The organism is uncultured Winogradskyella sp. (genome assembly GCF_947498345.1).
Lineage (GTDB): Bacteria > Bacteroidota > Bacteroidia > Flavobacteriales > Flavobacteriaceae > Winogradskyella.
Window position 1 is genome coordinate 78,000 of sequence record NZ_CANMJY010000012.1, and the last position, 13,947, is coordinate 91,946.

The 13,947-nt window shown below is 34.5% G+C and carries 9 protein-coding genes; all 9 read left to right on the top strand.

Going from position 1 to position 13,947, the window contains the following annotated elements; genetic code table 11:
- Window positions 1-47 precede the first annotated feature (47 nt).
- The 9 genes from purL to Q0912_RS15190 all read left to right on the top strand — a co-directional run bounded on the left by purL (window position 48) and on the right by Q0912_RS15190 (window position 13,935).
- On the top strand, window positions 48-3,704 hold the full coding sequence (purL, locus tag Q0912_RS15150; RefSeq protein WP_299116634.1) for a phosphoribosylformylglycinamidine synthase: 3,657 nt from the start codon (window positions 48-50) through the stop codon (window positions 3,702-3,704).
- Between the two features lie 381 nt (window positions 3,705-4,085).
- Complete coding sequence (locus tag Q0912_RS15155) at window positions 4,086-5,861, top strand: long-chain fatty acid--CoA ligase (RefSeq protein WP_299116636.1); 1,776 nt, start codon at window positions 4,086-4,088, stop codon at window positions 5,859-5,861.
- Window positions 5,862-5,981: 120 nt separating this feature from the next.
- Window positions 5,982-6,404, top strand: a complete 423-nt coding sequence (locus tag Q0912_RS15160) for a hypothetical protein (RefSeq protein ID WP_299116638.1) — start codon at window positions 5,982-5,984, stop codon at window positions 6,402-6,404.
- Window positions 6,397-7,446, top strand: a complete 1,050-nt coding sequence (locus tag Q0912_RS15165; RefSeq protein WP_299116640.1) for a LuxR C-terminal-related transcriptional regulator — start codon at window positions 6,397-6,399, stop codon at window positions 7,444-7,446. Before Q0912_RS15160 ends, Q0912_RS15165 begins: the two co-directional genes overlap by 8 nt.
- A 76-nt stretch (window positions 7,447-7,522) precedes the next feature.
- Entirely contained in the window at window positions 7,523-7,915 is a 393-nt protein-coding gene (locus Q0912_RS15170; protein WP_299116642.1) for a hypothetical protein, read from the top strand.
- 127 nt (window positions 7,916-8,042) lie between these two features.
- Window positions 8,043-8,498: a MarR family transcriptional regulator gene (locus Q0912_RS15175; protein WP_299116645.1), complete on the top strand. Its 456-nt coding sequence runs from the start codon at window positions 8,043-8,045 to the stop codon at window positions 8,496-8,498.
- Window position 8,499: 1 nt separating this feature from the next.
- The gene (locus Q0912_RS15180) at window positions 8,500-10,908 is read left to right on the top strand and encodes a 3-hydroxyacyl-CoA dehydrogenase/enoyl-CoA hydratase family protein (RefSeq protein ID WP_299116646.1); all 2,409 of its coding nucleotides are present in this window, start codon (window positions 8,500-8,502) and stop codon (window positions 10,906-10,908) included.
- A gap of 4 nt (window positions 10,909-10,912) precedes the next feature.
- Complete coding sequence (locus Q0912_RS15185; protein ID WP_299116648.1) at window positions 10,913-12,103, top strand: acetyl-CoA C-acyltransferase; 1,191 nt, start codon at window positions 10,913-10,915, stop codon at window positions 12,101-12,103.
- A gap of 23 nt (window positions 12,104-12,126) precedes the next feature.
- Complete coding sequence (locus tag Q0912_RS15190) at window positions 12,127-13,935, top strand: acyl-CoA dehydrogenase family protein (RefSeq protein ID WP_299116650.1); 1,809 nt, start codon at window positions 12,127-12,129, stop codon at window positions 13,933-13,935.
- Window positions 13,936-13,947 lie beyond the last annotated feature (12 nt).

Sequence of the window (13,947 nt, forward strand, 5' to 3'; positions counted from 1 at the left end):
TGAATTAACTTTGTGTTTTTATTTTTCACACCAAATACAAAACCTAAATGACTCATTTCTTTGGAAACCAAAACAGCAAAGTTTTTGCTGTTCAAGCAACAAAAGAATTATCAACCGACACCATTTCTAAACTCACATGGTTATTTGGCAATCAGCCAAAAATAGAACAAGCATCAATTGATGCTTTTTTTGTTGGTCCCAGAGCAGCAATGATTACCCCATGGAGTACAAATGCTGTAGAGATTACCCAAAATATGGGCATTTCAAATATTTTAAGAATTGAAGAGTTTATGGCTATTTCTGAAAACTTTAAGGATTATGATCCAATGATTTCAGAAAAATTTCGCAATCTCGATCAAGACTTATTTACCATAAATATTCAGCCAGAACCTATCCAAGATATCGATGATATAGCAACTTATAATATACAAGAAGGCTTAGCGCTTAGTGATGAAGAAATAGACTATTTAAAAGATGTTTCTAAAAAAATAGGTAGACCTTTGACCGACTCCGAGGTGTTTGGTTTTTCTCAAGTCAACTCTGAGCACTGCCGCCATAAAATATTCAATGGCACCTTTGTTATTGATGGTATAGAAAAAGAAACTTCATTATTTAAGCTTATAAAAGAAACCTCTAAACAAAACCCTAACGATATTGTTTCGGCTTATAAAGACAATGTCGCTTTTATAAAAGGACCTATTGTAGAACAATTTGCACCTCAGCGTGCAGACATTCCTGATTACTATACGACTAAAGATTTTGAATCTGTTATTTCATTAAAAGCCGAAACACATAACTTTCCAACAACAGTAGAGCCTTTTAACGGTGCAGCTACAGGCTCTGGTGGAGAGATTAGAGATCGACTAGCTGGCGGCAAAGGATCAATTCCTTTAGCAGGTACTGCAGTATATATGACATCATATTCAAGGTTAGAAGAAGAACGTCCATGGGAAAAAGCATTTCCAGAACGCAAATGGTTATATCAAACACCAATGGATATTCTTATAAAGGCTTCTAACGGAGCTTCAGATTTTGGAAATAAATTTGGACAACCTTTAATATGTGGTTCGGTTTTAACTTTTGAACATCAGGAACAAGAAGATAAAATTGGCTATGACAAAGTTATAATGCAAGCCGGAGGTATTGGTTATGGTAAAGCAGATCAAGCACTAAAAGATATACCAAAAAAAGGCGACAAGATTGTAATTCTTGGAGGTGATAATTATCGCATTGGTATGGGAGGAGCTGCAGTATCATCAGCCGATACAGGCGAATTTGATTCTGGTATTGAATTAAATGCAGTACAACGTTCAAATCCTGAAATGCAAAAGCGCGCTGCTAATGCGGTTAGAGGTATGGTTGAGAGTGAAGAGAATTTTATTGTCTCTATTCACGATCATGGTGCTGGTGGGCATCTTAATTGCCTATCAGAATTAGTAGAAGACACAGGTGGAAAAATTGATTTAGATAAATTACCTGTTGGAGATCCAACTCTTTCAGCAAAAGAAATTATTGGTAACGAATCTCAAGAGCGAATGGGACTAGTAATTTCTGACGAGCATTTAAATACGCTCCATAACATAGCAGATAGAGAACGCTCACCAATCTATGATGTTGGTGATGTTACTGGTGAGCATCGCTTTACCTTTGAGTCTAAAACCAAAGGAGATAAGCCTATGGATCTGGCCTTAGAGGATATGTTTGGTAGTTCCCCTAAAACGATAATGAATGATACCACCGTAGAAAAAAACTATAGCGATCTTTCTTATGATAAAGATAATTTTCATGACTATTTAGAACAAGTGTTACAACTAGAAGCTGTAGCCTGTAAAGATTGGTTAACAAATAAAGTAGACCGTTGTGTTGGTGGTAAAGTAGCGAAACAACAATGCGTTGGTCCTTTACAATTACCTCTAAATAATGTTGGTGTTATGGCGTTAGATTATAAAGGTAAAGAAGGTATAGCGACCTCTATTGGACATTCTCCAATCTCTGGATTAATCAATCCAGTTGCGGGAAGTAGAAATTCAATTACTGAAGCCTTAACCAACATTATTTGGGCACCATTAAAAGAAGGTTTAAAGAGCGTGTCGTTATCTGCAAATTGGATGTGGCCATGTAAGAATGAAGGCGAAGACGCGAGATTGTACAAAGCCGTCGAAGCTATTTCTCAATTTGCGATCGACTTAGGTATCAATGTACCTACTGGTAAGGATTCTTTATCAATGAAACAGAAATATCCGGATGGTGACGTCATTTCACCTGGTACAGTAATTATTTCTGCTGCTGCTAACTGTAACGATATTACTAAAGTTGTAGAACCTGTTTTTCAATATGGAAAAGGCTCAATATATCATATTAATATATCGCAAGACTCTTATGAACTTGGAGGTAGTTCTTTTGCACAGATCAATAATAAAATAGGAAATACTACACCTTCAATAAAAAGTGCCACATACGTAAAAACTGTATTCAATACTATTCAGAAATTGATTAAAGACAATCAAATTGTGGCTGGACATGATGTGGCTTCGGGTGGATTAATTACAACACTATTAGAACTTTGTTTTGCCGATAATAATATTGGAGCAGAATTAGACATTACAAGTCTTAATGAAAAAGATGCATTTAAAGTATTGTTTGCCGAAAATGTTGGTATTATAATTCAATCTAAAGATGATTCAATTGAAACAGAGTTCCTAGATGCTGACATTAAGTTCCATAAAATAGGAGAAGTAACACAAAGCGATGTTTTAGGAATAATAAATGAAAACGAAGTCTTTACAATGAGTGTTTCTCGACTAAGAGATATATGGTATAAGACTTCACTTCTACTCGATCGTAAACAAACTTCAAATGGTTTGGCTGATACACGTTTTAAAAATTATAAGCAACAACCTTTACAATATAAATTTCCAGCACATTTTACAGGAAAATTACCAGAAGTAAATTCGATAAGACCAAAAGCGGCCATTTTAAGAGAAAAAGGAAGTAACTCAGAACGCGAGATGGCTAACGCTATGTATTTAGCTGGTTTTGATGTAAAGGATGTGCATATGACGGATTTAATTTCTGGCAGAGAAACCTTAGAAGATATTCAATTTTTAGGTGCTGTTGGTGGTTTTAGTAATTCTGATGTATTAGGTTCAGCAAAAGGTTGGGCTGGAGCTATAAAGTACAACGAAAAAGCTAATAAAATCATAAAAAACTTTTTCGCAAGAGAAGATACATTATCTGTTGGTATATGTAATGGATGTCAGCTTTGGATGGAATTGAATCTCGTTAATCCAAACCATGAAGTACACGGAAAAATGACTTATAATGATTCTCAAAAACATGAAAGTGCTTTTACTTCTGTAAAAATTCAGAAAAACGATTCCGTAATGCTATCAACTTTAGAAGGAACCACATTAGGTGTTTGGATTTCTCATGGTGAAGGAAAGTTCAGTCTTCCATATACCGAAGACAAATATAATATTGTGGCAAAATATGGCTATGAAGGTTATCCACATAATCCAAATGGGTCAGATTTTAATACTGCCATGATGTGCGATGAAACCGGACGCCATTTAGTAACTATGCCACACATAGAACGTTCAACATTTCAATGGAATTGGGCAAACTATCCTCAAGGACGTAATGATGAAGTATCACCTTGGCTAGAAGCTTTTGTAAACGCAAGACTTTGGATAGAAAGCAATTAACCTGGCATTAGTCCTGTAAGTTTAAAAATATTCAATAAAACAATCCCTCAAAAGATTACTTCAAGTACAATTATGTATTGTAAATACATATTATGTATAAAATTTCTTTGATTTATATGAATTGGTCATAAATTGTATTTACATTTGATCCGATACTTTTTTGCTAATAATATTGATTAATCACTTAGGGTTATTACTGAAATTTTGTTAGTAGTTAGGGTGAAAAGTATCAAAACTCGAAAGGGCTTTAACTTATTAAAGCCCTTTTTTATATTATAGTATACCCCTTTCAACACTGATTAATTTCTATACTACAAAATATTTAATCTTAATTTTCTTATTTTCGTAAAAACCCCTAATAATTTTCGCTGATTTTAGATTATGACAGAAGTAACGCGCCTTTTCGATTTCCCGTATTATCAACTTAAACATAAGCCTAGTCAAAGTGCTTTAGTAACCAAGTATAATGGTAAATGGACTCCTATGTCAACCAAAGAATACTTAGACAAAGCAAATTCCGTAAGCCGTGCGCTTTTAAAAATGGGTGTACAGAAGGATGATAAAATAGCTATTATATCTTCTACAAATAGAACAGAATGGAATATCATGGATATTGGAATTCTACAAACTGGAGCTCAAAATATTCCAATATATCCTACTATTTGTGCTGAAGATTATGAATATGTTTTAAATCATAGCGAATCGATTTATTGTTTTGTTTCGGATGAAGAAGTTCTTGAAAAAGTAAGAAAAGTACAAGCAAATACAAGTATCAAAGAAGTCTACTCATTTGACCATATCAAAGGATGTAAACATTATTCTGAGTTATTTGAACTTGGTAAAGACGAAAGCAATCAATCTGAAGTAGAAGCTAGAAAAGATGCCGTAAAGCCAGAAGATCTTGCAACCATAATCTACACATCTGGCACAACAGGCAAACCAAAAGGAGTAATGCTATCTCATTGGAATATTACAAGTAATGTCTTAGATAGTTCCCCAAGAGTGCCGCTTCCTCCTTCTGGAGAAACACGTGTTTTAAGTTTTCTTCCTATCTGTCATATTTTTGAGCGTGTATTAATTTATGTTTATCAATACGCTGGTACTTCTATTTACTTTGCTGAAGCATTAGACAAAATTGGAGATAATGCTAAAGAAATTAACCCTAACCTAATGAGTGTTGTTCCACGTTTACTAGAAAAAGTATTCGATAAAATAATGCTTAAGGGTGAAGAACTCAAAGGAATAAAAAAAGCTTTATTTTTCTGGGCCGTAGGACTAGGTGAACGTTGGGAGCCTTATGGCCGAAATGGATCTTGGTATGAGTTTCAGTTAAAAATAGCAAATAAGCTCATTTTTAGTAAATGGAGAGATGCTCTTGGTGGAGACTTGGGTACCATGGTATCTGGTAGTGCTGCCCTACAACCTCGATTAGCAAGAATATTTGGTGCAGCAAAAATGAAAGTTATGGAAGGCTATGGTTTAACAGAAACATCACCTGTCGTATCCGTTGGCATGTACGCTGATAATCATTATAAAATAGGAACCGTAGGAAAACCAATTAATAACGTTGAAGTTAAAATTGCAGAGGATGGCGAAATTTTAATAAAAGGACCAAACGTTATGTTGGGCTATTATAAAGATGCTGAAAAAACAGCTGGTGTTATGACTGGAGATTATTTCCATACAGGAGATAAAGGCGAAATTGATGAAGATGGTTTTTTAAAAATAACAGGTCGTAAAAAAGAAATGTTTAAAACCTCTGGTGGTAAATATATCATTCCTACATTACTAGAAAACGATTTAAAACAATCCTTATTTATAGAACAAGTGATGGTGGTTGGTGAGGGAGAAAAAATGCCTGGTGCCATTATTCAGCCCAATTTCGACTTTGTAAGGGATTGGATTGACCATAAAGGTCACACCATAGGCACTAGTGACCAGGAAATCTCTTCTTCTGAAATTGTGATTAAACGTATTCAAAAAGAAGTTGATAAATACAATAAGAATTTCGGAAAATGGGAACAAATAAAGCGTTTTGAACTTACACCAAATGCCTGGACAATCGATGATGGGCATCTTACTCCTACTATGAAAATGAAACGAAGTGTTATCAGAGAAAAATATGATGCCCTCTACGAAAAAATCTACAGACCTTAGAATATTTGAAGGAATAGCACGTTTTTAAAACTTTATTACTACCTTTTTCAGACTCATAAAATTTCTTAAATACTACAAGTGAAAGTAGCTTTGTAATATTAATTCTAAATTTTATCAATCATGAAAAAATCCATTCAATTATTTTTGTGCTTATTTTTATTTAGTGCTTTAATACAAGCACAACAGCGGCAACTTGATAGTTGCAATTCAACCTCAACCAACAGAACTATTCAGTTCGATGGCAGTTCTGAGCAGCAAGCAATAATTATTGATGTTTCTAAAGACACTAATAAAATGCATGTTAGCATAAATAGTACCGTAAAATCTGGATATTTAACCGTTGAGCTTTATGACCCAAAAGGAAATAAAAAAGGAAATTTTTCAATTGAAAGCCAAGTTAATACCTCAGAGAAAAAAGAACAAGTATGTGGCCAAATGCAAAAACATATAGAAGACCCTGTAAATGGAAAATGGACTGTTTTATTGGTTCCAAATAAAGTGATAGGCGACGTTTCAATTTGCACTTCGTTACATAATGAATAAAACAAAAATTTACATTAATCGTATTCACATAAAGTCTTATAAATTATTATTATTTATTCTTTTTGTGAATAGTTTAAATTGTTTTTCGCAATCTAAATCAAAAAACGAGCAATCTAAATCAATCAATGGTAAACTACAGTTAGACTCTATATGGGAACCTGTAGTTTACCTATCTCATATCCCAACTTTTAAGGATATGTATAAGATGTCCAATGAAATCATCATCGCAGAAGCAAAAGTAGATAGCTTAGGAGAGTTTCATTTTTCTACCGAATCTCTACCAAAAGCAGATCATCTTTATAGATTACATATTTCTAAAAAAACATCACCAGCAGCTTCATTGATTATTGGAGGTAAGGAAGAAAATCATATTTTTCTTATAGCAAATAAAAACTCAAACATATCTATCAGTAACAGAACTAAAGATAGTTTATTCTACAACTATATAATTAACGGATATCAACCAAATGTCGATTTTAAGACTATACACGGAATTATAAGCAACGATAATACAGGAGCTGTAAAAAGTAACTTAAAAAAAGAATTTATTAATAAAACAATCTACGAAGAACTTAGACATATTGCAGATACGTCTTCACACCCTATTGTTTCACTTTATGCCTTAACTAATAGCAAGTTTGAATCTACCTATTTAGAAAATCAAAAATTCTACAAAAATTACCTTGAGAAATGGAAAAGTGAAAACTCATCTTATTTTAATGAGCTTCGTTCTAAATTTCCAAAAGAAGAAAGTACTAATTCAAATTTATGGATTATAGTTTCAGCAATCTTCTTCTTTCTATTAGGGTACATCATTAATTATGTTATAGGTTCAAGAAGAAAAAAAGCGAACAAACAATTAAAATTGTTAAGTATTCAAGAACGAAAAATATATAATTTGTTAGTCGAGGGTAAATCAAACAAAGAAATTTCAGAAGAGTTTAACATAGGCGTTAGCACAGTAAAATCTCATGTAAGTTCTATTTACAATAAACTCAACATAAAGTCTCGAAAAGATATCGTTAGCGTCAACAACATGTAAGTCTTCACCTACTGAATAACAGTGTTTTACGTTTTTTATTATATATTTAAACATCTAACTAAAATTATATAATATTATGAACACAAAAACTTTTGTAATTGCAGGGCTTGTTGGTGGTGTAGTAGATTGGCTACTAGGATGGTTATTTTATGGCATTTTATTCGCTGATACTTTCCCACAACCGCAAGAAGGAACTAATGCAATGTTATTTATTACTCTTGGCTGTTTTGCATTTGGATTCTTCATCTCATATATTTATAACAAATGGGCTCAAATAACTACTTTAGCTGGTGGAGCAAAAGCTGGAGCCATTATTGGTCTATTTATGGGATTAATTACTATTCTCTTTGGAATGGCCAATCAAGCACAAATAGATTATGAAAGATATGGCATAGAACTCATCATATCTATTATCATGGCTACTGTTGTTGGTGCTGTTGTAGGTTTTATTAATGGTAAAGTAAAATAATTACACATTACATACATATTTAAAAGCGTTTCTATTGAGAAACGCTTTTTTTTATAAATGGATTTTAAATGAATTTATTATGCACGCATAGTATTTTTTATTATCTTTGGTGTTCAACAAAAAAAGCATGAAAGATAAAACTATAGATTACGTACTGAGAACTACCTGGTTAGCAGTTAACAAAATGTACAACGAAGAAGCTTCGAAGTTCGATACAACTATGGCAACAGGATTTGCTTTACTTAGTATCGACCCAGAAAAAGGAACTCCTTCAACTTCATTAGGGCCAAAAATGGGAATGGAGGCAACTAGCCTATCTCGTACACTAAAAATGATGGAAGAAAAAGGTTTAATTATACGAAAACCTAATCCTGAAGATGGTCGTGGTGTACTTATTTTCTTAACTGAATTTGGTAAAGAAAAAAGAGAATATTCCAGAGAACGCGTACTGACGTTCAACAATGCTATTCGTCAAAATGTTTCTGAAGACAAACTCAATCATTTTTATGAAGTAGCTGAAGTTATTAATAACATGATCTCTAATAAAAAAATATACAATCAAAAAGAACACATTTTAAAATAAGATGAGTAAACGTAGAATTAAAAAAATTGCCATTATTGGCTCTGGTATTATGGGAAGCGGTATTGCTTGTCATTTTGCCAATATTGGTGTTGATGTCTTATTACTAGACATTGTACCAAGAGAACTTAATGATAAAGAAAAAGCTAAAGGACTAACTTTAGAAGATAAAGCTGTTAGAAATCGATTAGTAAACGACGCATTAACAGCATCTATTAAATCAAAGCCTGCACCACTCTATCACAATTCATTTAAAAATAGAATTACTACAGGTAATCTTGAAGATGATATCGCTAAAGTTGCCAATGTCGATTGGATTATGGAAGTTGTAGTAGAACGACTGGATATAAAACAACAAGTCTTCGAAAAGCTTGAGAAGTATAGAACACCAGGAACACTTATTACAAGTAATACATCTGGTATTCCTATAAAATTTATGAGCGAAGGTCGTAGTGAAGATTTCCAAAAGCATTTCTGCGGAACACACTTCTTCAATCCAGCACGTTACCTAAAATTGTTTGAAATTATACCTGGACCTAAAACTGATGCATCTGTTTTAGAATTCCTAAATGCTTATGGCGAACAATTCTTAGGAAAAACGTCTGTAGTTGCAAAAGACACACCTGCATTTATTGGCAATAGAATCGGAATCTTTAGCATCATGAATGTATTTCATGTTGTAAAAGAACTAGATATGACTATTGAAGAAGTTGATAAATTATCTGGTCCAGTTATAGGTCGCCCAAAATCAGCAACTTTCAGAACTGTTGATGTTGTTGGTTTAGATACTTTGGTTCATGTTGCAAATGGTATAAAAGATAATTGCCCTAATGATGAACAATTAGAGTTATTTCAAATACCAGACTTCATCAATACTATGATGAAAAATAAGTGGTTAGGAAGTAAAACAGGACAAGGATTTTATAAAAAACACGTTTCGACCGAAGGCAAAAAAGAAATCCTTTCACTCGACCTAAATACTTTAGAATATAGAGAAAAGCAACGTGCAAAATTTGCCACATTAGAGCTAACCAAAACAATTGATAATGTTGCAGACCGCTTTAAAGTATTAGTAAAAGGAAAAGATAAAGCTGGGGAATTCTATAGAAAACACTTATCTGCTTTATTTGCTTATGTATCAAATCGAATTCCTGAAATTACTGAAGACCTATATAAGATAGATGATGCCATGAAAGCAGGATTTGGTTGGGGACATGGTCCTTTCCAAATTTGGGATGCTATTGGTGTTGAAGCTGGTATTAAAATGATGAAGGCTGAGGGATTAGAACCAAATGCTTGGGTAAATGAAATGTTAGCATCTGGAAGCTCAACATTTTATAGTGTAAAGGAAGGGGCATCTTATGCCTATAGTATTCCTGAAAAATCTCAAGAAAAAATTCCAGGTCAGGATAGTTTCATCATATTAGATAATATCCGAAAATCAAACGAAGTCTTTAAAAACTCTGGTGTTGTAGTTGAAGACTTAGGCGATGGCATTCTTAATTTAGAATTCCAATCTAAAATGAATACCATCGGTGGTGATGTTTTAGCTGGCTTAAATAAAGCGATAGATCTCGCTGAAAAAGATTTTGCTGGATTGGTTGTTGGTAACCAAGCGGCAAACTTTTCTGTTGGAGCAAACATTGGAATGATTTTTATGATGGCTGCAGAGCAAGAATACGACGAGCTCAACATGGCTATCAAGTATTTCCAAGATAGTATGATGCGTATGCGCTACTCTTCTATTCCAACGATTTCAGCACCTCATGGTATGACACTTGGTGGTGGATGTGAGTTATCAATGCATGCAGATAAAGTCGTTGCAGCTGCAGAAACATACATCGGACTTGTAGAGTTTGGTGTTGGTGTAATTCCTGGAGGTGGAGGTTCTAAGGAAATGGCACTTAGAGCTCAAGATACGTTTAGAAAAGGTGATGTAGAATTAAATGTACTTCAAGAATATTTCTTAACGATTGGAATGGCTAAAGTAGCAACCTCTGCTTACGAAGCTTATGATCTAGGTGTGCTTCAAAAAGGAAAAGACATTGTTGTTGTAAACAAAGATAGACAGATAGCTACCGCAAAAGCACACGCAAAATTATTAGCAGATGCTGGTTACACACAACCTGTAAGACGTAAGGATGTAAAAGTTCTTGGTAAGCAAGCCTTAGGTATGTTCTTAGTGGGCACAGATGCTATGAACGCTAGTAATTATATTAGCGAGCACGATCAAAAGATTGCTAATAAATTGGCTTATGTTATGGCTGGTGGCGATTTGTCTGAGCCAACATTAGTAAGTGAGCAATATTTACTAGATCTGGAGCGTGAAGCATTTTTATCACTTTGTACAGAACGCAAAACTTTGGAGAGAATCCAACACATGTTGAAAACTGGAAAACCTTTAAGAAACTAAGACAATGAAACAAGCATATATAGTAAAAGCATATAGAACAGCAGTTGGAAAAGCACCTAAAGGTGTATTCCGATTTAAAAGAGCTGATGAGTTAGGTGCTGAAACCATTCAGCATATGATGAAAGAATTACCAAATCTTGATGTCTCAAGAATTGATGATGTTATTGTTGGTAATGCAATGCCAGAAGGTTCTCAAGGATTAAACATGGCACGATTTATTTCTTTAATCGGATTAAATAGTGTTGATGTACCTGGTGTCACCGTAAATCGTTTTTGTTCTTCTGGAATAGAAACTATAGGTATTGCAACAGCAAAAATCCAAGCCGGAATGGCAGATTGTATCATTGCTGGTGGTTCTGAGAGTATGAGCTCTGTACCGATGACTGGCTTTAAACCAGAATTGAATTACGATACTGTTAAAGCTGGCCATGAAGAATATTATTGGGGAATGGGTAACACAGCAGAAGCTGTCGCCCAACAATTTAATGTATCTAGAGAAGATCAGGATGAATTTGCATTCAATTCTCATATGAAAGCTTTAAGAGCACAAGCCGAAGATCGTTTTCAAGATCAAATTGTACCAATTACAGTAGATCAAACTTATATAGATGAAAATGGTAATAAAGCGACTAAATCATATACTGTAACTAAAGATGAAGGGCCTCGTAAAGGGACAAATAAAGAGGCTCTAGCCAAGCTTAGAGCCGTTTTCGCGCAAGGAGGTAGTGTAACAGCTGGTAATTCATCACAAATGAGTGATGGTGCCGCATTTGTTATGGTAATGAGTGAAGACATGGTGAAAGAATTAAATATTGAACCTATTGCACGTTTAGTAAACTATGCAGCAGCTGGTGTTGAGCCTCGTATTATGGGAATTGGGCCAGTAAAGGCAATCCCTAAAGCATTACATCAAGCTGGCTTGCAGCAATCTGATTTAGACTTAATAGAATTAAACGAAGCCTTTGCATCGCAATCATTAGCCGTTATTAGAGAATTAGATTTAAATCCTGATATCATAAATGTAAATGGTGGTGCTATTGCACTAGGTCATCCTTTAGGATGTACAGGAGCAAAGTTATCAGTTCAGTTATTTGACGAAATGCGTAAACGCGATATGAAAGGGAAATATGGCGCCGTGACGATGTGTGTTGGTACAGGTCAAGGAGCTTGTGGAATATTTGAATTTTTAAATTAAAGAACTTAATACAATATTATATAATGGAAGTAACAGAAAAAGACATTTTACGTGGAGGTCAATTTCTAGTAAAAGAAACAAAATGTGAAGACGTTTTCACACCTGAGGATTTTTCAGAAGAGCAACAAATGATGAAAGAGGCGGTTATGGAATTTAACGACCGCGAGATCATTCCACACAAGGATCGGTTTGAAGCAAAAGACTATGCGTTAACAGAAGACGTAATGCGTAAAGCTGGTGAACTAGGCTTTTTAGGTGTTGCTGTACCTGAAGCTTATGGAGGTTTAGGAATGGGATTTGTTTCTACATGTTTAACATGTGATTACATTTCTTCTGGAACGGGTTCTTTCAGTACAGCTTTTGGCGCTCATACTGGTATTGGAACTATGCCAATAACATTATACGGAACTGAAGAACAAAAACAAAAATATGTACCAAAATTAGCAACTGGTGAATGGTTTGGAGCATATTGTTTAACTGAGCCAGGTGCTGGTTCTGATGCTAATTCTGGTAAAACTACTGCCGAACTTTCTTCAGATGGTAAATCGTATAAAATCAATGGGCAAAAAATGTGGATATCAAACGCAGGCTTTTGTAGTTTGATGATTGTTTTTGCGCGTATTGAAGACGATAAAAACATAACAGGCTTTATCGTTGAGTATGACCCTGAAAATCCTAATGGAGTAACTTTAGGAGAAGAAGAGCATAAATTAGGGATTAGAGCAAGTTCTACACGTCAGGTATTTTTTAATGATACTGTTGTGCCTATAGAAAATATGTTGGCTGGTCGTGGTGAGGGCTTTAAAATTGCAATGAATGCATTAAATGTGGGTCGTATTAAACTAGCAGCAGCTTGTTTAGATTCGCAAAGAAGAATTTTAACGACTGCTATAAATTATGCTAATGAGCGTAAACAATTTAAGACACCTATCGCAGATTTTGGTGCCATTAAAATGAAATTAGCAAAAATGGCTGCAGATGCTTATGCTGGTGAGTCCGCTACTTATCGTGCAGCAAAAAACATTGAAGATCGTATTGCAATTAGAGAAGCATCAGGGAACTCGCACCAAGAAGCAGAGCTTAAAGGTGTTGAAGAATATGCTATTGAATGTTCTATCTTAAAAGTAGCTGTATCTGAAGACGTACAGAACTGTGCTGATGAAGGTATTCAAATTTTTGGAGGTATGGGATTCTCTGAAGAAACACCTATGGAAGCAGCTTGGAGAGATGCGCGTATTGCTCGTATATACGAAGGTACAAATGAAATTAACCGAATGCTATCAGTTGGTATGCTCGTTAAAAAAGCGATGAAAGGTCATGTAGATCTATTAGGACCAGCAATGAAAGTACAAGAAGAGCTTATGGGTATTCCTTCATTTGAAACTCCTGATTATTCTGAATTATTTTCGGAAGAAAAAGCTATGATTAACAAACTGAAAAAGGCCTTTTTAATGGTTGCAGGTGCTGCAGTTCAGAAATTTGGTCCAGAAATGGAAAAGCACCAGCAATTATTGGTTGCTGCTGCCGATATCTTAATTGAAATCTATATGGCAGAATCTGCAATATTAAGAACTGAGAAGAACGCTAAACGCTATGGTGAAGCAGCACAATCTACACAAATAGCAATGGCAAAATTATACTTATACAATGCCGTAAATATTGTCGATGACAAAGGCCGGGAAAGTATCATATCATTTGCCGAAGGTGATGAACAACGCATGATGTTAATGGGATTAAAGCGTTTTACGAAATATCAGAATTACCCGGATATTGTTGATTTAAGAAGTGAAATTGCTGAAAAAGTAAAGGCAGAAAACAAGTACTGCTTTTAGATTAAGTTTAAG